This is a genomic window from Galactobacter valiniphilus (assembly GCF_003575975.1).
Classification (GTDB): domain Bacteria; phylum Actinomycetota; class Actinomycetes; order Actinomycetales; family Micrococcaceae; genus Galactobacter; species Galactobacter valiniphilus.
This window is the reverse complement of sequence record NZ_QQXK01000010.1, coordinates 1-24,008: the sequence shown is the minus strand read 5'-3', so window position 1 is coordinate 24,008 and position 24,008 is coordinate 1. Positions and strand designations below refer to the sequence as shown.

17 protein-coding genes are annotated in these 24,008 nt (G+C 70.6%); 8 read left to right on the top strand and 9 right to left on the bottom strand.

Annotated features, from left to right (window positions below):
• Positions 1-61: 61 nt before the first annotated feature.
• The gene (locus DWB68_RS06320; RefSeq protein WP_147391606.1) at positions 62-1,171 is read right to left on the bottom strand and encodes a LysM domain-containing protein; all 1,110 of its coding nucleotides are present in this window, start codon (positions 1,169-1,171) and stop codon (positions 62-64) included.
• A 97-nt stretch (positions 1,172-1,268) separates the two neighbouring features.
• Here DWB68_RS06320 and DWB68_RS06315 point away from each other — a divergent pair, with 97 nt between their 5' ends.
• From DWB68_RS06315 to DWB68_RS06295, 5 genes are all read left to right on the top strand, one after another.
• Positions 1,269-1,835, top strand: coding sequence for a hypothetical protein (locus DWB68_RS06315; protein ID WP_119424305.1), 567 nt, complete (start codon positions 1,269-1,271; stop codon positions 1,833-1,835).
• A 101-nt stretch (positions 1,836-1,936) separates the two neighbouring features.
• Positions 1,937-2,593 carry a CpaB family protein gene (locus DWB68_RS06310; RefSeq protein ID WP_119424304.1) on the top strand — a complete coding sequence of 219 codons (657 nt, stop codon included), beginning with the start codon at positions 1,937-1,939 and terminating at the stop codon, positions 2,591-2,593.
• Entirely contained in the window at positions 2,590-3,795 is a 1,206-nt protein-coding gene (locus tag DWB68_RS06305; RefSeq protein ID WP_119424303.1) for an AAA family ATPase, read from the top strand. Before DWB68_RS06310 ends, DWB68_RS06305 begins: the two co-directional genes overlap by 4 nt.
• A 126-nt stretch (positions 3,796-3,921) precedes the next feature.
• Positions 3,922-8,742: an NAD-glutamate dehydrogenase gene (locus DWB68_RS06300; RefSeq protein WP_119424302.1), complete on the top strand. Its 4,821-nt coding sequence runs from the start codon at positions 3,922-3,924 to the stop codon at positions 8,740-8,742.
• Between the two features lie 48 nt (positions 8,743-8,790).
• Positions 8,791-10,254, top strand: coding sequence for a sensor histidine kinase (locus DWB68_RS06295; RefSeq protein ID WP_119424301.1), 1,464 nt, complete (start codon positions 8,791-8,793; stop codon positions 10,252-10,254).
• A 98-nt stretch (positions 10,255-10,352) separates the two neighbouring features.
• Here DWB68_RS06295 and DWB68_RS06290 read toward each other — a convergent pair whose 3' ends face one another.
• Positions 10,353-11,690 (bottom strand): LysM peptidoglycan-binding domain-containing protein, encoded by a 1,338-nt coding sequence (locus DWB68_RS06290; protein ID WP_119424300.1) that lies wholly within the window; start codon positions 11,688-11,690, stop codon positions 10,353-10,355.
• 181 nt (positions 11,691-11,871) lie between these two features.
• On the opposite strand from DWB68_RS06290, the gene DWB68_RS06285 reads away from it, so the two are divergent.
• Positions 11,872-12,234, top strand: a complete 363-nt coding sequence (locus DWB68_RS06285; protein ID WP_119424299.1) for an Rv2175c family DNA-binding protein — start codon at positions 11,872-11,874, stop codon at positions 12,232-12,234.
• 106 nt (positions 12,235-12,340) lie between these two features.
• On the opposite strand, the gene DWB68_RS06280 is transcribed toward DWB68_RS06285, so the two are convergent.
• Positions 12,341-13,414, bottom strand: coding sequence for a polyprenyl synthetase family protein (locus DWB68_RS06280; RefSeq protein ID WP_119424298.1), 1,074 nt, complete (start codon positions 13,412-13,414; stop codon positions 12,341-12,343).
• 231 nt (positions 13,415-13,645) lie between these two features.
• Complete coding sequence (locus tag DWB68_RS06275) at positions 13,646-15,115, bottom strand: site-specific integrase (protein ID WP_147391605.1); 1,470 nt, start codon at positions 15,113-15,115, stop codon at positions 13,646-13,648.
• A 103-nt stretch (positions 15,116-15,218) separates the two neighbouring features.
• Between DWB68_RS06275 and DWB68_RS06270 the strand changes: the two genes are divergently transcribed.
• Positions 15,219-15,449 carry a helix-turn-helix transcriptional regulator gene (locus tag DWB68_RS06270; protein WP_158588224.1) on the top strand — a complete coding sequence of 77 codons (231 nt, stop codon included), beginning with the start codon at positions 15,219-15,221 and terminating at the stop codon, positions 15,447-15,449.
• 143 nt (positions 15,450-15,592) lie between these two features.
• Here the strand turns inward: DWB68_RS06270 and DWB68_RS06265 are convergent, their stop codons facing one another.
• From DWB68_RS06265 to DWB68_RS06245, 5 genes are all read right to left on the bottom strand, one after another.
• A complete protein-coding gene (locus tag DWB68_RS06265; protein WP_119424295.1) occupies positions 15,593-15,826 on the bottom strand; it encodes a hypothetical protein in 234 nt (77 codons plus the stop codon).
• A 10-nt stretch (positions 15,827-15,836) separates the two neighbouring features.
• Positions 15,837-16,091 carry a hypothetical protein gene (locus DWB68_RS06260; RefSeq protein ID WP_119424294.1) on the bottom strand — a complete coding sequence of 85 codons (255 nt, stop codon included), beginning with the start codon at positions 16,089-16,091 and terminating at the stop codon, positions 15,837-15,839.
• Between the two features lie 332 nt (positions 16,092-16,423).
• Entirely contained in the window at positions 16,424-18,643 is a 2,220-nt protein-coding gene (locus DWB68_RS06255; protein WP_147391604.1) for a hypothetical protein, read from the bottom strand.
• A 135-nt stretch (positions 18,644-18,778) separates the two neighbouring features.
• The gene (locus DWB68_RS06250) at positions 18,779-20,164 is read right to left on the bottom strand and encodes a hypothetical protein (protein ID WP_119424292.1); all 1,386 of its coding nucleotides are present in this window, start codon (positions 20,162-20,164) and stop codon (positions 18,779-18,781) included.
• 134 nt (positions 20,165-20,298) lie between these two features.
• Positions 20,299-20,841 carry a hypothetical protein gene (locus DWB68_RS06245; RefSeq protein ID WP_119424291.1) on the bottom strand — a complete coding sequence of 181 codons (543 nt, stop codon included), beginning with the start codon at positions 20,839-20,841 and terminating at the stop codon, positions 20,299-20,301.
• Between the two features lie 312 nt (positions 20,842-21,153).
• Here DWB68_RS06245 and DWB68_RS06240 point away from each other — a divergent pair, with 312 nt between their 5' ends.
• A complete protein-coding gene (locus tag DWB68_RS06240) occupies positions 21,154-21,333 on the top strand; it encodes a hypothetical protein (RefSeq protein ID WP_119424290.1) in 180 nt (59 codons plus the stop codon).
• Positions 21,334-24,008: the final 2,675 nt, after the last annotated feature.

The following is a 24,008-nucleotide window of genomic DNA, read 5'->3' as shown; positions in this document are numbered from 1 at the left end:
GGGCGGGCGGGGCGGGCAGGGACCTCAGGGTGACGGCGGGCGCCGTGCAAGGACGGCGGGACTACTGCGGGACAAAGAGTCGGGTGCCCACGAGGAGCAGATCCGGGTCAGCGCCGATCACCTCGGCGTTGAGTCGGTACCAGCGCGGCCACTCGGCGGCGATGTCCCCGGCGTCGGCCGCGGGGCCCAGGTGACGGGCCGCGAGGGACCACAGGGAGTCGCCCTCCCGCACGATCACCACGTCCGTGTCCGCGGTGCGGGCGCCGCCCCAGGCCCGGCCGAGATCCGGGGCCTCGGGCGCGGGGAGGAAGCCGCCGGAGGACCGGCCAGGCGCGGACGGCGAGGGATCGGCGAGGGGGTGCACGCCCGTACCCGGCCCCGCGGCGTCGGACGGTGCCGGTGCGTCCCGCTCGGGGGCGTCAGGCCCGGCCTGCTGCGTCGACGCGCCGGTGCTGGTGTGAGACGGGGCGGCTGGCCACCCGGCCCCTGGCGCGCTGCTCGTGGGGCCAGCGGGGTCCGCCGGCACGGCGCTGTCTCTGCCGGACGCGGGTGCGTCGCTCGCGCCGGGACGGGACGCGCCGGTGGGGCCGGGGGAGCCGTGATCGCCGGTGTCGCGGGGCGTCGCCGGGCCGTCGCCCGGCACGGGGGCCGTGACGTCGGCGGGCGCGCTGGCCGGCCCGGTGACGGGCGCGGGGTTCGACGCGGGCGCCACGGATGCCGTCGGTGCGGCGACGTCGCTGGGGTCGTCGTCGGACGACTCGCCGGCCCCGGCGGACGTGGTTGGCCAGGCCGGCGACGGCGTCCGCTGCGCAGGGGAAGCGGGGGTCACAGACGCAGGCGCCCCGGCGGAGGGGGGAACGTGTACGTGGGCCGAGGCGAGCGGCGCGGCGAGCACCCCGAGCACGGCGGACAGGCCGAGCACCCGCAGGCCCCTGCTGGCCAGGGTGGCGGCGCGGCCGGCCTGGCCGGCGCCGCGACTCAGGAGGAGACACGCGGCGGTGACGAGGCTCAGTAGCCAGCACAGGAGGCCGTAGCCGCTTGCGCACCACGCCAGCAGGGCGCAGACCTGGCCGGGCAGCCCGTCGGGCCGGGAAGCGAGCGTGAACCACCACGGGGCCGCGGCGGCCAGCGCCAGCCGGCAGAGCCACAGGAGCCAGGGTCTGGGGTCCATGGTTCTCATCTCCCCTTTGATGGTGTTTGATGTCATTAACTATGGATCATGAAGTGTGGACGCGTGTTGTCGTGCTGTCAAGGCCTACGATGCCGGCATGCGATTCGACGACCTCTTCGCCGACCTCGAGGCACAGGCCTCCGCCCAGGCGCAGCGCGAGCTGTGGGACGAGGCGCAGGAGCTGAGCCGCGCCGAGCGCGGCCGGCTGGACCTCGGAGACCGCCTGCGGGCCGGCCGCCAGTGGCGGTTGCGACTGGCGGGCGGCCACGGATGCGCCGGGAGGCTGCTGCGCGTCGAGGCGGATTGCCTGGTGCTGGACCAGGGCGGTGAACAGTGGTGTCTGCAGCTGGCCGTCGTTCGCTCCGCGCTGGAGGAGGGCCCGGCTTCCCAGGAGGGCGCAGGCGTCGGCATCGCGCCGGCGACGGGCGCCGCGGCGCAGCTCGAACGGGGCGGTCAGTCGTTGCGCGCCATGCTGCGCCGGGCCTCGCGGCACCGTCCGCCCGTGAAGGCCCTCGTGGATGACGGGAGCGTGTATTCGGCGCGGCTGATGCAGGTGGGGCAAGACCATGCCGAGTTGCGCGGGGACGAGGGAACCCTCGTCCTCGGGCTGGCCGGGGTGAGCGCCTGGGTGCTCGAGCCCCTCTCGGGCGCGCTCGGCGGCTGAGGCTATCCACAGCCGCCGGATGACCCCTTGCGCCTCGGCGCGGCGTGAGGGAGGCTCGGCGGACGTCGCGCGGCGAGGGGCTCGCGCGCTAGGGGGGACTCATGGAGGCAGGGCAGCAGCCGACGCGTCGGCGCTTTTCGCGCGCAGGGGTGAAGGACCCGCGCTTCGTCATCGGCGTGGTTCTCGTCCTGGCCTCGGTCCTTGGCGTCGTCGCGCTCGTCCAGAGCTTCGACAAGACACAGGCCGTGTACGCGGCAGCCCGGGACCTCGGGGCCGGGTCCGAGCTCACGCGCGAGGACCTCGTGGTGCTCAACGTGCGGCTCGGCGACAGCGCCGGCGCCTACCTGAGCGCCGCAAGCGAACCGCCCGCCGGCACGCGGGTGCTCGCCGCCGTGCGGCAGGGCGAACTGCTTCCCCTGCGGGCGTTGGGCCCCGCGGGGGACGAACGGCGACCCATGCGCCTCGACCTGGATGGCGGGGCCCCGGCCGGCGTGTGGGTGGGCTCTCACGTCGACGTCTTCGTCACGGAGGTCAAGGACGGGGCGACGGCGGCCCCGCGGGTTGCGCTGCGCTCGCTCGAGGTCACGGCGATCTCCACGAGCGAGGCGGGCCTCGCCGGAAACAGCCGGACCGTCCTGGAGGTGCTCGTCCCGCCGGCGGAGGTGGCAACACTCGTGGCGGCCCGCGGCGCGGAGCGCGTGGACGTCGTGGCCGGGTCGCCTCCCCAGCTGGGCCAGGCGAGCGGGGTGGCGCCGTGAGCACGGTGGTGGTCATGGGTGACGACCGCGGACTCGTCGGGCGGCTCGAGGCCAGCGCGGCGCTCACGGTGGTCCGTCACGTGCCCGATGCGGCCGAGCTGTTGGCCGTGATCGGCTCGGGCCTGGCCACCGTTGCCGTCTTCGCCGGCGATGCCGCCTCGATCGATGCTGCCCTCGTCGAGTCTCTCCACCGGGCAGGCGGCCGCGGCGTCGCGCTCGTCGCCGGCGAGGCTGACCGGTTGCGCCTGGAACGCTGGGGACTGAGCGTTCTCACGTGGGACGCGGAGCCCGCCGCGATCGAGGCCGCCGTCGCTGCACTCTGGGCGGGGGAGTGGGGGCGCCTCGGCGTGCAACCGCCCGCGCCCCACTCGCCCCCGGGTGCGCCAGGCCTCCCGATCGCGCCGCAGCGGGGACGGATCACCACCGTCTGGGGCACGGGCGGTGCGCCCGGGCGCTCGACGGTGGCCCTCAACCTCGCCGTCGAGGAGGCCCTGCGCGGCCAGCGCACCGTGCTGGTCGACGCCGACACCCACGGCGCGAGCCTCGCGACGGCCCTCGGCCTGCTGGACGAAAGCGCCGGGATCGTGCGCCTGTGCCGCCAGGTGGATCAAGGCGGCTTCGACCCGGGCGCGGACGGTGAATCCTTCGCCCGCGTGCGGGCCGGCGGTGCCGGCCTGCGCTTCACGTCGGGCCTTCCGCGTCCCGAGCGGTGGGCGGAGGTCTCCGGCCCCTCGCTGGGGCGGGCGCTCGCCGCGCTCGCCTCCGTGTGCGACCAGGTCATCGTCGACGTCGCGGCCCCCGTCACGCGCGACGACGAACTGCTCCTCGATTCCTTCGCGCCGCAGCGCAACGACGCCACGCTCACCGCGATCGGCGCCGCCGACCGGCTCCTGGCCGTGGGCCAGGCTGACCCCGTCTCGCTCCCGCGGCTCGTCCGCCTGTGCGAGGAAGCGGCGACCCTGCCCGCGGGCCCGCCGCCCGTCGTCGTGCTCAATCGGGTGCGTTCCTCCGTGTCGGGAACGCACCCTGAACGGGGCATCCGCCGGGCCTGGGAGCGCTTCGGCCCCAAGGCCTTTTCGCCCAGCCATTTCCTGCCCTCGGAGCCGGCGGCGGCCGACGCCGCCCTCCTGCGCGGAAGGGCGCTCGCCGAGGCGGCGCCACGTTCGCCCCTGCGCCGCGCGATCGCCGCCCTGGCGGGCTGAGGCTCGCGCGTCGCTCGGCGGGAAACGCCCGGCTGCGCTCCCCGTGTCCGTGGGCCGCAACACGGGCTATGGTGGGACACGTCTCGCCGCAATGACGCGGCTACACCCCATTTCTCGGAGGGCGTTGTGAACGACTCGGGCCTCGGCCAGTCGCATCCCGTTCAAGCGATTGAGGTCACTGACGACCTCGTCGGCACCTACTATCGGCACCTCGCCCCGGAGGACCGGGCCGAGCGCGACGAGGCGGAGCTACGCCGCCGGGTGCACTCGCATGTGGCACTGGGGGCCACCCGCCCGGCGGGCACAGCCCGCGTTGGCGCGCACGCGGACGGCGACTACACCGTGGTGCAGATCGTCACCGACGACATGCCCTTCCTCGTTGACTCCGTCACGAACGCCGTGCTGCGCCATTCCAAGGAGCTCACGCTCGTGGTGCACCCCACGTTCATCGCGCACCGCGCGCTCGCCGACGGTGAGCTGCTCGCGCTGAACCCCGTGCCGTCCACGCGCGCCGTTGCGAGCGGCGACACCGCCGCCCTGCCCAAGCTCGACGTCGCCGCCGCGCCCGCGGGCGGCACGGCCGTCATCGAGTCCTGGATCAGCGTGGAGATCTCTGGCTCCCTCGACGCCGACGCCGCCGCGGCCCTGCTGGCCGACGTCGCCGCCGTGCTCGAGGACGTCCGCGTGGCCGTCAACGACTGGCCCGAGATGCGCGAGCGCGCCCGCGGCCTGGCCGAGGAGATCCGCTCCGGCTCCATGCCGGCCGAGGCGAGCGACGCCTCCGAGGCCGCCGAGCTGCTCAGCTGGCTCGACGACGGCAACTTCACCTTCCTCGGCTACCGCGAGTACGCCCTGGAGTCCCCGGACGGCGTGGACGCCCTCCGCCCGGTCGCCGGCACGGGCCTCGGCCTGCTGCGCCGCGCCGGCGAGGAGTCCCGTCCGCTGACCGGCCTGGGCCTCGCCCGCGCCCGCGAGAAGCGTGCCCTGGTGCTCACCACGGCCAACCGCCGCTCCACGGTGCACCGCAACACCTACCTCGACTACGTCGGCGTGAAGTCCTTCGCCGCCGACGGTTCCGTGACGGGCGAACGCCGCTTCATCGGCCTCTTCGCCTCCTCCGCCCTCATGGCGCCCGTGCGTTCAGTGCCCGTGGTGCGCACCAAGGTGGAGCGCGTCCTCGGCGATTCGGGCTTCGCGCCGAACTCGCACGCCGGCAAGGACCTCCTGACGATCCTGGAGACCTACCCGCGCACCGAGCTCTTCCAGGCGGACGAGGAGACCATCGCCGCCACGGCGGACGGGATCATGCACCTGCAGGAGCGCCGTCGCACGCGCGTGTTCCTGCGACAGGACTACTACGGCCGCTTTGTCACGGCCCTCGTGTTCATCCCGCGCGACCGTTACACGACCCCTGTGCGCCTGCGCGTGGAGGAGGAGCTCGGCTCCGCGTTCAACGCCGTGTCGATGGACTACGAGCTGCGGATGAGCGAGTCGGCGCTCGTGCGCCTCGCCTACCGCATTCGCCTCTCCGGCGAGGGGACGGTCGCCAACGTCGACCAGGCCGAGCTCGAGGCACGCCTCGGCCGCGCCGTGCGCTCGTGGTCCGAGGGCGTCTCGGAGACGTTTGCCGCCCGCCTCGATCCGGCCGTTGCCCGCACCGAGTCGGCCCGCTGGGCCGAGGCCTTCCCCGCTGACTACCGCGTGGGTTATGAGGTCGAAGACGCCCTGACCGATGCCGAGCGTTTCGACGCCCTCGGCGCCAGCGAGGGCATCGGCCTGTACCTCGAGCCGGAGCGCGGCACGGGGGAGACCCGCCTGAAGCTCTACCTCGAGCAGGCCCAGCCGCTCTCCTCGATCCTGCCGGTGCTGCACGCGCTCGGCATCGACGTCCGCGACGAGCGCCCGTACGCCGTGCGCCCGTCCGATGGCGGCGAGTTCTTCCTCTACGACCTCGGCGTGCGCCTGCCCGAGGGCGAGACCGAGGCGAGCGCCGAGCTGCAGCAGCTGCTCGCCGACGCCTACCGCGCCGTGGCCCACGGCCGCGCCGAGTCCGACGCCCTGCAGAGCCTCGTGACCGGCCTCGGCTTCTCCTGGCGCCAGGTCGCCATGCTGCGCGCCTACTCGCGCTACCTGCGCCAGCTCGGGGTGCCCACCTCGCCGGCGTTCTGGGCCCAGACCCTCCTGCGGTACCCCGCGGTGGCGTGCGCCCTCGTTGGCCTCTTCGAGGACAGCTTCGATCCCTCCCTGCCCGACGAGGGCCGGGCCGCCGCCGTGGCGGAGCGCCACGCGGCGCTCGAGGCCGGGCTCGAGGAGGTCGGCACGCTCGACGCCGACCGACTCATCCGCCGCGTCACGGGGCTCATCGACGCCACGCTGCGCACCAACTACTACCAGGGCCACGATCGCCTCGCGTTCAAGCTCGCGACGCGCACCATCGAGGACGCGCCGCTGCCCCGCCCGGCCTTCGAGATCTGGGTCTACTCGCCCGAGGTCGAGGGCGTGCACCTGCGCTTCGGCGAGGTGGCCCGCGGCGGCCTGCGCTGGTCCGATCGCGGCGAGGACTTCCGCACCGAGATCCTGGGCCTCGTGAAGGCCCAGACGGTCAAGAACGCCGTCATCGTCCCCACGGGCGCCAAGGGCGGCTTCTTCGCCAAGCAGCTGCCCGATCCGGCCGTGGACCGCGGCGCCTGGATGGAGGCGGGCAAGGCCGCGTACTCGGAGTTCATTCGCTCCCTCCTGGACGTGACCGACAACCTCGCCACGGAGGCCGACGGCAGCGAGTCCGTGGTGCCCCCGCTCGACGTCGTGCGTCGAGACGCGGACGACACCTACCTCGTGGTGGCGGCCGACAAGGGCACCGCGTCCTTCTCCGACCTCGCCAACTCGCTCGCCGCCGAGCGGAACTTCTGGCTCGGCGACGCCTTCGCCTCCGGCGGCTCGGTCGGCTACGACCACAAGGCCATGGGCATCACCGCGCGCGGCGCCTGGGAGTCGGTCAAGCGCCACTTCTTCGAGCTGGGCGTCGACGTCCAGACCGAGGACTTCACGATGGTCGGCATCGGCGACATGTCGGGCGACGTGTTCGGCAACGGCCTGCTGCGCTCGCGCCACACGCGGCTCGTGGCGGCGTTCGATCACCGCCACGTCTTCGTCGACCCGACCCCGAACGCCGAGGCCTCCTTCGACGAGCGCCAGCGCCTCTTCGAGCTGCCGCGCTCCAGCTGGGCCGACTACAACCCGGAGCTGATCAGCGAGGGCGGCGGCGTGTTCGGCCGCGACGCCAAGTCGGTGCCGATCAGCGCGCAGATGCGCGAGGCCCTCGGCCTGCCCGAGTCGGTGCAACAGCTCTCCCCGCCGGAGCTCATCCAGGCCGTCCTGAAGGCCCCGGTCGATCTGCTCTACAACGGCGGCGTGGGCACTTACATCAAGGCCACCGACGAGACGGCCGCGGAGGTGGGCGATCGTGCCAACGACGCGATCCGCATCGACGGCGCGCAGCTGCGCGTCAAGGTGATCGGCGAGGGCGGCAACCTGGGCATGACCCAGCGCGGCCGCATCGAGGCCGCCCTGGGCGGCGTCATCGTCAACACCGACGCCATCGACAACTCGGCCGGCGTCGACTGCTCCGACCACGAGGTGAACATCAAGATCCTGGTGGATCGCCTCGTGCGCGACGGCGCCTTGGCCGCGGCCGACCGCGCCGACATGCTGCACTCCATGACCGACGACGTCGCCGAGCTCGTGCTCAAGGACAACTTCGATCAGAACGTGCTGCTGCTCAATGAGAAGCAGGATCCGGGGCAGTGGGGAGCCTCCCAGGAGCGCCTCATGGGCTTCCTCGAGACCCACGCCGACCTGGATCGAGAGCTCGAGTTCCTCCCGAGCACCGAGGCCTTCGCGAAGCGCCTCGCGGATGGCGGCAGGCTCACCACGCCGGAGCTCGCGGTGATCGTGGCCTACGCCAAGATCCAGCTCGCCACGGCGCTCACGGCCTCCGATCTGCCGGACGATCCCTCGCTCGCGCCGGTCCTGGCCGACTACTTCCCTCGCCAGCTGCGCGAGCGTTTCGGCGAGGCCCTGCAGGCCCACCCGCTGCGCCGCGAGATCATCGCGACCGTGCTGGCCAACGACGCCGTGAACCTCGGCGGCGCCTCGTACGTCTTCCGCGCCATGGAGGAGACGGGCGCGTCCGAGGCCGACGTGGTGCGGGCCTTCCTGGCCCTGCGCACCATCTACCGCATGGACGCCTACGTCGACGAGGTCAACGCGCTGCCCGCGTCCTTCGGGACCGAGCACTGGACGCGCCTGCACGGCGATCTGCGCCGCCTGCTCGATCGCACCACGCGCTGGTTCATCGAGCATGATCAGGTCTCCGGCGGCGTGGCCGCTTCGGTGGAGCGCTTCCAGGAGCCGGTGGGCCAGCTCGAGGCGCGCCTGCCCGAGCTGCTCTCCGGCGTGGACGCAGCCCGCGTTCAGCAGTGGAAGGAGACGGCCCTCGAGTGGGGGACCGGCGAGGATCTCGCCGCCCGCTGGTCGCGCCAGTTCGAGTCCTTCGCCCTGCTGGACATCGTCTCGATCGCCCACCGCACGCAGCGCCCGGCCGAGGAGGTGGCGGGGGTGTACTTCGCGGCCTACGCGGGCTTCGGCGTCGACTCGCTGCTGGATCGGATCACCGAACTGCCGCGCACCGACCGCTGGAAGACGCTGGCCCGTGCCGCCCTGCGCGACGATCTCTACGCCACCGTGGCCGACCTGACCGCCGTGGTGCTGGAGGACGAGCCGGAGGTCGGCGATCCGACCGAGCGGCTCGCCGCCTGGCAGGAGCACAATGCCGATCGCCTGGAGCGCACCCAGCGTTCCTTCGCCGAGGTGTTGGGGGCCGGGGGCAACGACATGGCATCGTTGTCCGTGGCGCTGCGTCTGTTGCGCTCGATCGTGCGCCGCTAATACCGGCTGCGCCGTCGCCCACCAGTACCGCGAGGAGCGCTTCGTCCCATGGGCCTGTTTGATGCCGTTAGAGAATCGGCGCAACTGAGCAACGAGGATGAGGAGTGGCTCCACCTGCTGGTGGGCGACTGGCAGCTGGTCTCCGACCTGGCCTTCGCCGACATCGTCTTGTGGGCCACCGGCTCCTCCGGCGCGCTGACGGCACTTTCCCATGTGCGTCCCTCCACGACGCACACGGTGTTCCACACCGATTTCGTGGGGCAGCGCATGCGCCGCGGGTTGCGCGCGCTGGCCCAGGAGGCCATCGACTCGGGCGCCCCGGTGCGGGCGCCCGAGCATCACTTCACGCCGGAGCACGCCCTGCGCGTGGAGGCGGTCCCGGTCGTGCGCGACGGGAGGACGCTCGGCGTGCTGACCATCCACGCCGACGTGGCGCGCGCCCGCACCTCCTCGCGGCTCGAACAGACCTACCGTTCAAGCGCGCACGATCTGCTCGTCATGGTCTCGCGCGGGTTGTGGCCCGACTTTGCGACGCCCACGGGTGGCCGCCGCGGCGCCCCGCGCGTGGGCGACGGGCTCGTGCGCCTGGATCGCGGCGGCGTCGTCGAATACGCGAGCCCCAATGGCGTCTCGGCCTTCCGCCGCCTCGGCGGCGTCGATTCGCTGGACGGGCGCCGGCTCACCGATGTCGTGGAGGCGGCCGCGACGAGCACCAAGGTCGTGGACGAATCCCTGCCGCTCGTGCTCTCAGGGCGCATGCCGTGGCGCGCCGAGATCGAGGCGGGCGGCGTGGGGCTCAACGTCCGCGCCATTCCGCTGCGCACGGAGGAGGGCCGCTACGGCGCGCTGGTCCTGGCCCGCGACGTCACCGAGCTGCGCCGGCGCGAGAAGGAGCTCGTCTCCAAGGACGCCACGATCCGCGAGATCCACCACCGCGTGAAGAACAACCTGCAGACCGTCGCGGCGCTGCTGCGCATGCAGTCGCGCCGCATGCAATCGGAGGAGGGCAAGCGCGGGCTCGAGGAGGCCATGCGCCGCGTGGGCGTCATCGCCCAGGTGCACGACGCGCTGAGCCACGGCCTGAGCCAGAACGTGCCCTTCGACGAGCTGGTCGATCGCCAGATCCGGATGGCCGCCGAGCTGGCCTCGCCCGGCACCACCGTGCTCACGCGGCGCGTGGGAAGCTTTGGCGATCTGCCGAGCGACCTCGCGACGCCCTTCTCGCTCGTGCTCAACGAACTGGTCTCGAACGCCGTGGAGCACGGCCTGGCCGAGCGCGACGGCTCGGTCGTGGTGCGCGCCGAGCGCCTCACGCAGGAGGGCGGTGAGCGCCTCCTCGTGGACGTGGAGGACGACGGCGTGGGGCTGGGTGGCGTGACCCCGAGCGGCGGCCTGGGCACCCAGATCGTGAAAACCCTCGTCTCCGCCGAGTTGGGCGGGTCGATGTGGTGGGAGGACCGGGCCGAGGGCGGCACGCGGGTGCGCATGGACCTGCCCCTGCCCAAGGACTAAGCGCCTCGACAACGCCGAAGGGAGGGCCACCCCACAGGGGTGGCCCTCCCTTCGGCGTTGCCCGTCCGGGCCGGCGCCGCCGCCAGGCTCGGCTGCGGCTAGGCCGACATGGCCGCCTTGACCTTGTTGACGTAGTCGAGCACATCGTTCTTCAGCCCGCGCTTGACCACGCCGGAGGGGCCCGCGTAGTACGCGCCGATGCCCTCGTCGAAGGAGCGGGCGGTGGACTGCAGGTACTTGATGTACTCCACGCCGGCGATCACGTTGTCGTAGGGGTCGAGCAGGTCGAGCTTGCGGCCCACGCGCTGCGAGATCCATTCCCCGGTGCTCGGCAGCATCTGCATGACGCCGAGGGCGTTGGCGGGGGAGACCGCGCGGGCGTCGAAGCCGGACTCGACGCTCGCGTGCCCCACGGCCAGCGCCGGGTCGACGCCGCGGCGCTTGGCCTCGGCGATGACAATCTGGCGCATCTGGGCGCGGCTCGGCACCGAGCGGGCGTTGAGCGTCGCCTTGTTCGCGTTGGCCGAGCGGTTGGTCGCATCCGAGTACGTGTACTGCAGGAACGTCTTGGGGATGGACCCGGTGGAGCTCGCGCCCGAGGTGCCGCTCGTGGCCGTGGCCGGGAGCTTCAGGGTGCGCCCCACGTAGATGATCGAGGAGCGGTTCAGGCCGTTGGCGGCGAGCAGCTCGTTGAGCGAGACCGAGTACTTCGCGGCGATCCCGGAGAGCGTGTCGCCGGCCTTGATGGTGTGGCTCGCGGCGGCCTTGACGGCGCTCGTCCCGGTGGAGGCGGACACGCCCGGCTTCTTGGCGGAGCTCGTGGAGCTCGCGGAGCCCGACGTGGAGGTCGACGCGGACGCCGTGGCGCCGAGCTTGAGCTTCTGGCCCGGGTAGATGATCGCGGAGGCCTTGAGCCCGTTGAGCTTGAGCAGGTTCGGGAGCGTGAGGCCGTAACGGTGGGCGATGCCCGAGAGGGTGTCCCCGGCCTTGATGGTGTGGCTCGCGGCCTTGGCGCTGGACGCGGTGACCTTGCTGGTTCCCGCAGAGGCCTTGGTGGAGCTGGACGTGGCGCTCGTGGCGCGCAGGACGAGGCGATCCCCCGGGTGGATGACGTCGGAGGCCTTGAGCCCGTTGAGCTTCAGGAGCTGCGCGAGCGAGACCTCGTTGCGGGTCGCGATGGCCCACAGGCTGTCGCCGCGCTTAACCGTGACCGTGTTGCTCGCGCTCTTCTTGGCGGCGCTGGCCTGCAGGGAAGCGGCGATCCGGGCCTTGGAGGCGGCGATGTTCTTGGCGGTCGGGGCCATGCCGGCCGGGCCCGGTGCGGCCTGCGCCGGGGCGGCGGCCACGGAGATGCCGGCCAGCGTGATGACGGGCAGCGTCGCCGTGACGATCGCGCCGTGCAGGGGCGATCGGCGGCGGGGAGGGTTCAGAGGCATGACGGGGCTTCCTCACGGACGGACGGGCCACGTTGGGCGACGACGGATGTGTCGCTTGTGACTGATGTGACTCGTGATGCATTTGTGACTCGTGTGAATCTACACGATCACGGCGCGGGGCAAAACCGCGCGGGCACGACGCGCGGAGGCGGGGCGGCCGCGGGTGTGGGAAACTGGAGGCGTGAGCAACAACGAGGAACTTGACGCCCTGGTCGGCGAGTGGCTGACCGTCCCTGATCTGATGGAGGCCCTCGGGGTCGAGCTGCGGGAGGTGCACCGCCTGCTGGATCAGCGCCAGATCGTGGCGGTCAAGCGCGGCGACAACAAGGCGAAGTCGGTCCCGGCCGCCTTCCTGCAGGACGGGAAGATCGTCGACTCGCTGACCGGCACCATCACGGTGCTCTCCGACGCCGGCTACTCGGATGCCGAGATGATCGACTGGCTCTTCACCGCGGACGAGACCCTGCCCGGCACGCCCATGCAGGCGCTGCGCGAGGGCCGCAAGACCGAGATCCGCCGCCGCGCCCAGGCCCTGGCCTGGTAGAGGCGATCGGCGCCTGAGGCGCCGCTCGAGCAACGCAAGAGGGGCTGGTGCCCGACGTCGCGACGTCGGGCACCAGCCCCTCTTGCGTTGGGAGCCTGAACGGGCCTCAGGCCCGGCGCTTGACCGCCGCCAGGCCGGCGGCACGCAGTCCCTCGCGCGCGGCGTCGGGGATCGCGAGCGCCTCGAGCGCCTCGAAGGCGGTGCGCGTGAGCTGGTCGATGATGCCCTCGTGTTCGGCGCGGGCGCCGGAGGTGATCATGGCCTCGCGGGCTGCGTGCACCCCCGCCTCGTCCAGGCGCGGATCACCGAGGACGTCGAGGAGGGCCATCCGGCCCGCGGCGTCGGCGCGGCGCAGCGTCAGCGCCACGAGGACGGTGCGCTTGCCCTCGCGCAGGTCGTCGCCGGCGGGCTTGCCCGTGGTCTCGGGGTCGCCGAACACGCCGAGCTCGTCGTCGCGCAACTGGAAGGCCTCGCCGAGGGGGAGGGCGAAGGCGGAGAGCCCGCGCAGGAGCTCCTCGCTGGCCCCGGCCTGGGCGGCGCCGAGGAGCACGGGGTTCTCGACCGAGTACTTGGCGCTCTTGAAACGCACCACGGTGCGGGCCGCCTCGACGGCGCGCTCGGGGTCGCGGGCGCCACCGATCTGCTCCTCCAACACGTCGAGGTACTGCCCGGCCATGACCTGCAGGCGCATGGCGTCGAAGATCTGGCGCGTGCGCGGCAGCGGGGCCGACGCCGCGAAGGCCTGCTCGCTGAGCGAGAGGGCCAGGTCTCCCGCCAAGACGGCGGACGCGATCCCGAAGTCGGCGGGATCCAGGTCCCAGCCGCCCGCGCGGTGCGTGGCCTCGAAGCGGCGGTGCACGCTGGGGGCGCCGCGGCGCGTGTCCGAGTGGTCGATGATGTCGTCGTGGATGAGGGCTGCGGCCTGGAAGAGCTCCAGCCCGGCGCCGAGGCCCACGATCGAGTCCTCGCTCACCTCGCCTCCCGCGGCCTGGGCGCCCCAGAAGGCGAAGAGCGGGCGCAGGCGCTTGCCCCCGCGCGTGAGATCGGCGATGGAGACGAGCAGCTCCGCGGCATCGGGGGAGATGGCGCGCACCGTGGCCAGCTGCTCGTCGAGGAAGCCCGTGAGCCTCGCATCGAGGGCACGGGTGAAGTCGGGCTGCTGGGCGGGGGAGAACGTCACCCCACCATCGTATCGTCGGCCGCGCGCGGCGCCGGGGGTGGGCGTCGGGGGTGCTCACTACGATGGGTGGGTGCAACCCGCCCCCGGGCGTCCCCGCGTCATCGCGCACGTGGACATGGACGCTTTGCACGTCTCAACCGCTATCTGCCCCGGAATTATGGTGATTTTTAAGCCTTCGGATTCGTCGAGTCGGTAAGGACTCGGTAGGCTGCGCGGACGAGAGAGCACAAATCAGGCCTCGGGCTCGTACCGCTCATACATCGCCTCGAGTCGCTGGGCCTGCCACTCCGCGACCACCTGAGTGTCGATGATCGGTGCCAGTGCATCAAGCGACGGGTCGATGTAGTGACGCTGGGCGGTGCCAGTGCCGGCCCCGTGCCGAAGCTGCGCTCGAGCAGCCTCAACCCCGCCGGCGGCGTAGGCGGCGGTCGCCGCCGTCTTGCGCAACATCTTCAGTGAGAGCTTTGCGGGGAGCTGCACCTGTGAGAGTGGGTCATCGCTCGGCAGCTCCATGCCCAGAATTCCGGAGGACCGGGTGTTGTACGCGGACCCGCGCACGTACCGCCCCTGCAGAGGTGCAGCGAGGTTCCTGGGGTCGAGAAAATCATGCCTGCGCCGATTGAACGGGTGAAAAAGGAAGTTCGACCTTGAGTGCTTGCTCTCGTCCAGGTAACGCGCGAGCACCTCGGACGCCTCAACGGTGAGAACATACGGCTGGCCCGAGGAGTGCGTCTTGTTGAAGGGTGAGTATGTCGGGATGGCCGGCTCGCCCTCGACGGCAACCCGGCCCGCGGAGACCACGATCAGGCGCAGGGGTTCTTGGGACGCCACTCGAATATCGGCGCGCTGCATTCCGAGAATCTCGCCCGGGCGCGCGCCGGTCAGAGCAGCCACCCTGATCAGCGCAGGCCACAGCCAGCGATATTTTGCCGGGGCCATCTTCGACTCTCGCTCGGCCCAGGCATCCGTCTTCGCCGTCAGGGCCGCCAGCTGGAGAGAGTCGAGAGCGACTGGCGCCCTCTTGCGGGTGGCCCCCTTCCCGAGGACTGCGCCGGCATCCGTCGGGGGGACGCCCCACTCGCCGCTCAGGCGAACTCCGGTGTCGCGGGCCTGCCGCTCCAGTGCAAGGAGAACGGCGCGCGCGGTGTCCGCTGCCCCGGCGCCGCCGACCTTGTGCCTGGCCCGGACCTTGATAGGAGAGCCTGGAGCGGGCACTCCCTGCAGAATGCGGTCGAGAACGTCGCGCAGATCTTTTTGGCGGAGGTCGCCGACAGGCACGTGCCCGATGAACGGCGACAGCCAGTTTTTCCAGGCCCGCGTGTAATGGTCGCGAGTGCCCTGGCCCAGGAGCTGGCCCCGGCGTTCGAGGTACGCCGTCCACACATCGGCCACGGTCGCCGCCTGCCCCGACTCCCATGTCCCAACGACCGTGCGTCGCAGGCCGGCGGCTTCGCGGGCTGCGTCCTCGGCTGCGCGCAGGGCTGCCCTCTCGGTGTCCGCGGACCGAGTGACGACACGAGGCCGCGTCGACTCGGCCCCATCCGAAAGCGCACGGTAGGAACAGCTTGCGGTAAACCGCAGGGCCGTGCGGCCGGACGGGGTGGTGCGCTCGGCCTTTTTGATGATCTTGGGCTCGCCGACTCCGCCTGGGCGGATGCGGTCGGCACGGTGAACTCGTGCGCGGGGATCTGGGGTCGACATGGGGGGCCTCCTGGTGCGGGAGCCTCCACTCTACATCGAGCACGTGGAAATAATTTCGGTAGGATCTGTGCCGCACGTCGATTGTCCTGTGCTCTATCTCAGCATGACCAGCTGCACCAGGACCATCAAGACCGTCGCTGACGACCGCGATCTCCAGCTCCTTACCCTCACGGACGTCGCCCGGCTCGTTGGCCGTAGCCGCAGCTGGCTCTACCGTGCGATCGAGTGGGAGCCCATCGCCACGACCTACGCCGGCCCTGGCCGCACGCTCTACCGCCGCCGCGACGTTGAGGCTTGGCTCGACACCCTCACCGAGAAGAGCGCCCGCTGGTGAACACCCCTGCAACACTTTCAGCGCGGGTGCTCTATCTAGGTGATGGTGCGGGAACACCACCACCGCGGCCGGACTGGACCGGCTGCGCAAAACGAAGGCCCCGTCTGCGAGGACGGGGCCTTCGTTTCTTGTCCGCCAATCGGCTAGTCGCTCTCAGCCCATCGGGCCGAGGCACGGATGGTGTCCACCTCGGCAGCGCTAAGCTCGCCTGTCAGCTCCGCGGCAGCCACGACATCCCACGTGCCCGGGATGCTGCCGTCGTGCGGCCAGGGGCGGGAGAGGGTGCGGGTAAACATCGAGGCGGAGAGTTGCCGGATCATCTCCGCGCGAGAGATCGTGCCGTCTCGGCCGCGGCTGAGGATCTCGGTCGGGTCCATGACGGCCAGCCTAGTCCTCGGCAAGATCGAGCTGCACCGCCCACACCTGCGCTGCCAGCGCCCAGGGCTCGTGCACGGGGATTCGCGCTCGGACCCGGCCGCTGTCCTCCATGGCCACGACGACAACACCGCTGCCGGCCGGCCCCGAAAGAATCTCGATGAGCTCGTCGGGGATGCCGATGACGGCCGCCACCAGCGGCAGCTCCGTGTCCTCGACCCGGTCGACGCCCAGCCAGTCCACCGCCACACGGAGGAACCACTTCACGCCACGGCCCTGGGGAGGGAGAGCGCGACGATGGATCCGAACCGGGCCTCGCCGGCATCGCCAACGACCTCGAGCCATAGGCAGAGAACCGCTCGCAGGTGCTGCGCGCGCCATGGGAGCAGCGCTCCGGGTGGCCGCGAGCCACGGGCCTGGCGTGGCCGGGCGAGAACCGGGCGCGGCGCGGGGGCAGCGGCGGGGACGTTCATCGTGGTGCTCCGATCTGGAGGGGGCTGACACCCAGGATCATGCGCAGAACGCGTGGCGAGTGCCTCACCCAGATAGATCCCCCCGCCGCTGCCGGGGCGGGGCCGAAGCCCCGCCCCGGTTGCGGGCTAGAATTCCCAGCCGGAGGCGCTCGCGTCCAACACCGGTGCGGGGTGTGCCGCGGGCACTGCTGCCGGTGCGGGTGCCGGAGTCGGGGCAACCACAGGACCTGGCGCTGTGATCTCTGGCTTCCTGTTCGCCGTCCCACGCGCGGCGGACTTGACGCCTGGCGCCGCAGCGAACCGGGGGAAGGCACCCGGGCTCAGTAGCCAGTCCAGGGAGCGGGTCGAGTAGGCACCGGCCAAGAGCTTGCCGGAGATCAACATGTCTCCACTGGTGGTCTGGTGGTACGACCGCCCGAATGTCACCTCATCGCCGAAGCGCGTCTTCATTGCCTTGGAGAACTCGGCGAGCCCGACTGTGCGCGTACTGGGGGCGACGGAGTGCCTCCACATGGAGTAGAGCTGGTGCCAGGCACCCATCGTCAGTCGCAGGCCGTGCCCGTCCTCGTCCGTGCCGGCGACCATGGCCTCGAAGAACGGCGCACACTCCGACTGGTCGACCACGCCGCCGGCCTCGGCGACAGCGTTCTTCATCCACTCCTGGTAGGCGTAGCGGCCGCGGGGGGTGCGGTCGGAGCCCTTGATCTGGTCGTGGCGCCAGGCCATCTGGAATCCGTCGATCAGCCAGCTCAAGAGAGCATCCTTGTCGTCCTGCGAGAAGCTCGCGATCGCGTCGTCGTCCACCTCGTCGGCAGGCACCGGCACCGGCCATGACGAGGGCAGGAGGCGGTCCTCGATGCCCTTGTCGATGCCGGCGATCGCTAACGTGTCGTTGACGCTCACGAAAAAGGACGCCTTGATCTTGAGGGCGACTGGCTTTTTGCCAAAGACGCCGCGCGCCCTCACGACCGGCGCCGACTGAACCAAGAGCTTCAGCGTCGAAGCGGAGACCTTTTTCTTGATTCCCGAGCTGTTGTAATGATTATCCGCCTCGTCGACGAGGACCAACCGCTTTGAGCCGAGGTCGAGGACTCCGGGCAAGGGCTTGTTGGAGTCCGACAGGTCCGTGTGGAGGACGCCCGGGCTGACGAGCCCGGCGTACGAGGTGTCGGAACCGCTGCCGCCGAGGGCCTCGCAGGCAAGCTGCACCAGCGTTGTCTTGCCGGCGCCGGCGGCGCCTGTCAGGATGCCAAGGGAACGAGAGGGCTTGCCCGAGATGGAGTATCCGAGGGCGCGCTGGTAGAAGTCTTCGATCTCGTCGGCATGGCGCTTCTCTGCCGCCTCAATCTCGGCCTGGGTGGCGGTGGAGGGGAGTGAGGCGCGTCCGATCGCAGCACCCTGGCGGCGCAGGTGGCGAATCGCGCGCTCGAAGCCTGGCGCCGGCTTGCGCTCCTCGGGTCTGAGGTAAACCCCGGAGGTAATGCACGTGATCAGGCCGTCGGCCTCGGTGATCTCGCGGATCTTCAGCGTCCTCAGGTCCAGCAGCCCGTTCGGCGTGTTGAGGGCATAGGGGTCGGTGTCGCGCTCGCTGAACGCGGCCTCACCAAAAACCTCCGAACGCGCGCCGTTCACGACGCGCGTCCAGGCGTAGGCCTGGTTCGAGATCATGTCGTCGAGCGATTCGCGCGGCGCGGCGATCCTTGCCCGCACCTTGTCGATCGCGGCCTGAGCCTCGTAGCGCAGGTCCTCATCCGCGCTGGGGTCCTCCAGGACGCGGCGGTGGGCGGCCAGCGAGCGAACGACGGCGGGGTCGTGGGTCATGAGGTAGTCGACCTCGTCAAGGGCTGCGCGAGCCGTGGCGCCGACCATCTGCTGAACGCGACCGGACTGATCCGGCACCCACACTCCATCGCGCAGGATATAGAGGACGACCTCGCCAGCGGTGAGGACGCGGGCGATGGTGCCGCCCCAGTGAGCGCGGAAGCGTGGAGCGAGGTGGCTTAGGTTGCGGATCGGCTGCTGAGCGCAGACTGAGATCGTGCCCGGGTTTGCGATTTGCAGGAGGCGGTCCAGGCCCAGCGGATCCTCCTCCCTGGCGAACGCCGCGGCGGCGTACCTCAGGTCTTCGTCGGACGGGGTCATCTCGTCGAGCGAGGGGATGACCATCGGCGCCGGTGCGGCCTGGGTGGTCTCGTTGGCCAGCAGGACGTCGTCGAAGTTGACGGGCTGGGCGGGCTGAGTGTTCTTGGGGGTGTTGGCAGAGCAGGTCATTGGTGTTCCTTTGTGCGTAGCGATGATGCGCTTCGAGTCGGGCCGGGGCTGCGCTACCCCGCTCGTGAAGGTCAAGCTCCCCTTCGCCAGAGACCATGCGGAGACGGAGGGCTCTGAACCTGGGAAATACCTGGGAATCAGCTGTGAACCATTTTTCGGCCCCTTTCGTGTTGTTGGGATCCCCGCGCGGCAGGGAGTTTCAGTGCTCGCTCAGTGGATGACGCCGGTGACGTCCGTGTGCTGCTGCTGGATGACCTCGAGTCGCCGCTCGGGCTCCATCGCGGCCAACACCCGGGCCTTGGCTGCGATGGACGGGAGGTCCTCCAGCTGCCAGAGGCCGGCGATGATGTCGTGCGTCCTGATGGACTTCGCATCACCCGTGCAGAGCAGGGTGGCGGCCTGGTCCGAGAGGACGCGTGCGACGTGCTCGGGTACCCAAGGGGAGAACCTCGGCTTCCTCTTGCCGGCGGCCTTCGCCTCGGCGATGCGCTGCTCCTGGTCACGCTGGCGAGCCATGCTGGCCTCGGACACGGTGCACAGCAGGTGCCCGTCCTGGCTGGGGACGAGCCGGTCGTGGGCGACCGACCACCGCGATTCGATGCCCTCGCTCCAGACGCTCTCCATGCCGAGGGCCTCCAGAAGCTCCGGCAGTGGGACGAGGCGGTCGAGTGCGTAGACCGCGGCCCACTCGGACGAGCTCGCACTGGCGGCCATGGACGACAGGCGCGCGCCGAGCGCTCCGTCGACGATCCGTGCCTTCGGTGCGGCGGCCTTCGGCTGCTCCAGGTGGGGTCGTGCCAGGCGGATGAGGGCCGCCATGCTCAGCTCGGATTCGCGCGAGGCGTGGACCGTGCGCACGAGCGTGTCCGCGTAACCCCTGGCCACCGCGCCGTTGTGCTGGCTGCCGGGCAGGCGCGGTTCGCGGGCAGGTCCGGAGATGACGCCGCTATCCAGGAGGAATGGGGTGCCGCTCGTTGCGATGCCGGCCTTCGCCCAGTGCTGCATCATGTAGGCCTCGAGGCCGCGGATGTACCGCATCGCCGAACCTCGGCGATTGAGGCGGCGCTCGCCCGTGGCCTCGTCGACGGTGTGGATGGAGATGGGCTGCTCGAGGCGGACGTACGCGACGTAGCCGTGGGCGGTGGACGCGATCAGAGTCATGGGGATCTCGCACGTGCGCAGGAGTTCGAGGGCTTCGTCGCGGGTGGGGTAGTGACGCTGTCCGTCCAGGGTCTTCTCGCCGACAGCGCAGTCGACGTCGATCGTGAGGACGGCGAGGGAGGCAACCTCGGCGCTGGTCCCGACGGCCCGGGGACGGGTGATCAAGGGGTTCACCTTGCACTGGTATTTGCGCGCGTCGTCGCGAAGCGTGGACTCCAGGGCCTTGCGGACGGCCGTGCGATCGCTGATCCGCGGGGCGGCCGCGCACTTCGGGGCGTAAGTGTCGCCGACCTTCTCGCTACCGCGCTTGGGGTCCGAGACGGTGAGGACCCAGCGCTCGTCGCCTGCGTAGTGCCCGGCGTCGATGAGCGGGCCGTAGACGGTCTCGAAGAAGGCCATCGCCATGTCGACGTCGGTGGGGGTGTTCGTGTTCATGTCAGTTCCTTGGGTGTGCTCTTCGGGCCGCTGGTTTCGGGGTAGCGACCCTGTGCTCTGGACCATGCGCAGAGCTCCTGATGTGTTAGAGGGCCCCAGAGTCGTCATTCCTCTGGTGCGGGGTGGGGTGGCGCTCAGCGCTGCCACATACGAGTGGCCTTGCGGCTCTCGGCCTCGGCCCACTCCAGGGCCGGCAGCAGGACGCTCACGACCCACGGGGCGGACACTCGGGTGATGGTGTCCTCGCGGACGGAGGCCGGCCAGGTTGACGTGTCGAGGACCATCTCGAGGGCCCGGACAACGCTTGCCGCGGTGGCAGAGCTGCGGTGGCGGAAGGAGACGAGCATTGCCAGCTGGATTTGCGCCTGCTCTTGCACGGCTTCGACCTCAGGCGTGGAGAGCAGCTCGTGCAGGGAGGCGGGCGCGGACTTCGGATCTTCAATCCAGGCCACGAGGTGCTGGGTAGGGACAAGTCCGGCGCGGGCGCCTTCCTCAATGGCGTCGCGGAGGCGATCATCGTCAACGCCAACAATGGTCACGAGGACGCGTGCGATCTCTGCGACGGTCATGTGGCCGCCGGCGGACTGGGCCACGACCGGCCACAGGTGGAGGGCGACGTCGTGGAAGCGCAGGTTCTGCTCGGTGGCTGCCTGTGCAATAAGAGTGGAGAGAGTCATTGGTGTTCCTTTGTGCGATGCGATTTCGGGGTGTGAGAAGGCCCTCAAGCCCGCTCGACCGAGACCATGCGCAGCATCGGGACGGCGTGATGCCCAAAGGGCTTGTTTTGGGGGAACTTCGGCCACGGAATCAGTTGCGTACACATGCCGATAGTGCGGATTCCTTGGTTGGTGTGAGTCGCAAGTGCGGACTTAGTTGACTTTTGACCAATTTGCTCCGGAATCGGCGATCCGCCTCGAGTGGCCGAGCTGGCGCCACTACGCATGGTCCTCATCGAAGGGGCGACGGCCGCCCCAGACGGAGGTCAAGGGATGTACAAGAAGTGCGCGGACGCGACGTGGGACGATCAGTGGAGCGGCGAGGAGCCACTGGACGAGGAGCTCTGGGCGATCGTCTACAGCGGGGCCGACTCCCCCGGCGAGGAGGCCCTCATGGACGACGACTGGCTGGCCACGGCCGCGGCGCCGTTCGAGTATGAGGACGACGAGTAGATGCAGAAGGGCCCCGCCAGCGAATGTTGGCGGGGCCCTTCTATGCAAGGGAGTCAGGCTGCGCGGGCGATGAGTCGCGCCCGGTCTTTCTCCCAGCGCTCACGCGCAGAGCTCGAGGCGTGCCTCGACCACCACTCGCCGGTGCGGAGCCGGCGGTGCATTCGCCCGAGGCGTTCGTGCAAGATCCAGTCGGCTGCGATGTCAGAGTGCTCCGCGCGAGCACGCCGTGCGGCAGCAGCGATGCCGGTTCGCTCGCGCTCCCAGCGGGCAGAGTCGCCGGTGAGCATCTCCAGGCACCTCTCCGACCATCCGGCTAGCTCAGCTGCCGACCACCACGCGCCACACTGGGTGCAGGTGCCCAGGCCGGCGCGGCGTGGGCGTGAGCTGCACGAGGCCCTGCATGCCTGGCCGTCCCCAGCGTCGCAGCTGCAGGCCTCGGCGGGCGCCACCCCGGCGTCAGCCCACACCACGACTGCGCACCCCACAGAGAGGCACTCAGCCCCATCTGCACAGGAATCTCGGTGTAGTCGACGGCACTCGGGGCACGGCCAGTCCAGAGTCTCCATGTCCATCAGGCACGCGAGCATGAGCATCTCGCCGACCCGCTCCTGGAACGCGGCTGCCGCGCGCGAGATGACGTCAGTGCGCCCGGACGAGAGGGCGGCCAGGCCGAGGTAGGCCGTTGCCTCAAGCAACCCCACGTACGAAGGGGCACCCTCGGTGTTCAGCCAGGCGCGGTAGCCGCTCAGAAGCGACAGCTCCTCCATGGGCACGGGATTGCCTGCGGCGGCGGAGCTGCCTCCTGTGCGCGACGCTCCGGGGTCCACCTCCAGACTGTCCGACTGTGCCTGCCTATGGATTGCGCGCAGGAGGCTCGTGCGCTCGTCGGCGTAGAGCGATCGACGACGCGTTCGAGGGCGGTCGACCACGAGTGCTGTCAGCATCGCCCGCAGCACGGGCTCAGGCTCGCCTCCGAGGGCGATGGCGCGTGGGCGTCGGGCGCAGTCGAGGGTGGGCGTCTCAAGGTCAGATTCCGTGAGGCTGGTGGCGTAGAGCAAGGTGCGACTCCGGGGCAGTGACGTGCGTGGGGACGTCACCCACCATGCGCAGAGGGGCCGAATCAGCCGCATTCAGCTGCTACCTCGCGAGTGCCCCTGAGGTAGCAGCTGCTACCTGTGAGGTAGCACTTGGACGCACTACTGCTACCTCATTGCTACCTTGCTACCTCGTGCTACCTCTCGAAAGACTCCGTGGTAGCAGCCAAAATCCGCGCCAGCACTGGGATCCAGGGCCAACTGCTACCTTGCTACCTCTACTTCTAACTTTTTCTCAGAGAGAGAGAAAGGTACTGGCATCGGTCCAAAATGGTCCCTTGAGGCCAAAATGCCAGTCAAAAAACACTCCCTCCTAGTGTGACGGGATTTGGGGGTAGCAGAGGTAGCAACGTAGCAGTTGGCCCTCCTCGCCCCCTTGGAACCCCCACTCCACCCCGTGATGTCTAGGGCCAGGCGCGGCCAGCCCAACTCCACGCCTCCGGCGGCCGACCTCTGGGGGTGGCGCAGGTGTAGCTCGCCCGCTCCGCGGTTCGAGCCCAATCTCGGGGGCCGAGCTCGGAGGGGTAGGGGATGGGCGATTTTCGATTTGGGGGGTTGGAGTCTGTCGGCGCTGGCTGCCGACGTTTTGGCCTTCGGCCTTCAGCTTCGACTGCGTCTCGCTGCGCGGCCTGCGGCCGACACTGGCAGCTGGCGCCGGACTCCGCCCAAGGGACTGGGGTTGGTGCTTTTATGGCTGTGGTGCGTGTGTCGCGGCTGGTGGCGGGCCCATCCTGCGCTGGGTGCGGCAGTGACCGGGTTTCGGTTCGCCGAGGTGATCTTCGCTCCTGGCAGTCTGCCGCGTCGCCGGGGGAATGGCTGCGCCAGATCCCCCTTCGCTGCGCTCAAGGCCGGGGGATGGCGCGGGCGCCATTCCCTGCGGGACGCGTGGCCTGCTGCGGGCTCGACACACTCGGCTCTGGCTGGGCTGGGATCCCCTCCTCGCTCGGTTGGCGGAGCGGTTGACGTCTAGGCCGGCGAAGAAGGTGTGTGGCTGGCGGTTTGACTGCGTGTTGGAAGCGTTCGCGGCGTGGGTGTGCTGACGGTGGCGGCTCGTGGTGTTCGTGGCTGGGTGGTGGTGCCGGCTGGTGGCTGTGAGGGCGGGCGGTGGCGGCGTGGAGTTTCTGGCGTGAGTGGTGTTCGTGCCTGGTGGTTGTGACGTCTCGTGGCCGCGGGCGGGTATGTGGGGGGTGGTGGCTCTAGCGTTGGGCGGTGGAGTTGCCGTGGGCTGGGTGTGGTGGTGGCCCAGCGTCGCACGGTGCCGGAGCGGTCTTCGGTGAGAGGCCGTGGGCCGGTCTGCGCTGCCGTGTCGCGGGGGAATCCTGCGCCTCGGGGCTCGTGCCTCGCCCTGCCGAGGCGCTGACGGATTCCCGGGGCGACACGTGGCTGCGCCGGCTGGGATCTTCTATGCGGGGGCGGCGACGCCAGGCGGAGGTCACATCGTTCTGACTGGGCTGCCGGCAGAGGCTTGGGGCGCGCTTGTGGCCGGGCTGCCGCGGTGGGGCGCAGTTGAGTCCCGCATAGTGGTGTAGCGCGCGGTGGTCCGGCTCGTCGTTGCTGACGTAGACGCGGTCACCGTGTGAT

What these genes read in the sequence shown, in the direction of transcription:
- DWB68_RS06320 (WP_147391606.1), bottom strand. Translation starts at nt 1,171, where the DNA reads ATGGACCCCAGACCCTGGCTCCTGTGGCTCTGCCGGCTGGCGCTGGCC.
- DWB68_RS06315 (WP_119424305.1), top strand. Translation starts at nt 1,269, where the DNA reads ATGCGATTCGACGACCTCTTCGCCGACCTCGAGGCACAGGCCTCCGCC.
- DWB68_RS06310 (WP_119424304.1), top strand. Translation starts at nt 1,937, where the DNA reads ATGGAGGCAGGGCAGCAGCCGACGCGTCGGCGCTTTTCGCGCGCAGGG.
- DWB68_RS06295 (WP_119424301.1), top strand. Translation starts at nt 8,791, where the DNA reads ATGGGCCTGTTTGATGCCGTTAGAGAATCGGCGCAACTGAGCAACGAG.
- DWB68_RS06290 (WP_119424300.1), bottom strand. Translation starts at nt 11,690, where the DNA reads ATGCCTCTGAACCCTCCCCGCCGCCGATCGCCCCTGCACGGCGCGATC.
- DWB68_RS06275 (WP_147391605.1), bottom strand. Translation starts at nt 15,115, where the DNA reads ATGTCGACCCCAGATCCCCGCGCACGAGTTCACCGTGCCGACCGCATC.
- DWB68_RS06270 (WP_158588224.1), top strand. Translation starts at nt 15,219, where the DNA reads ATGACCAGCTGCACCAGGACCATCAAGACCGTCGCTGACGACCGCGAT.
- DWB68_RS06265 (WP_119424295.1), bottom strand. Translation starts at nt 15,826, where the DNA reads ATGGACCCGACCGAGATCCTCAGCCGCGGCCGAGACGGCACGATCTCT.
- DWB68_RS06250 (WP_119424292.1), bottom strand. Translation starts at nt 20,164, where the DNA reads ATGAACACGAACACCCCCACCGACGTCGACATGGCGATGGCCTTCTTC.
- DWB68_RS06245 (WP_119424291.1), bottom strand. Translation starts at nt 20,841, where the DNA reads ATGACTCTCTCCACTCTTATTGCACAGGCAGCCACCGAGCAGAACCTG.
- DWB68_RS06240 (WP_119424290.1), top strand. Translation starts at nt 21,154, where the DNA reads ATGTACAAGAAGTGCGCGGACGCGACGTGGGACGATCAGTGGAGCGGC.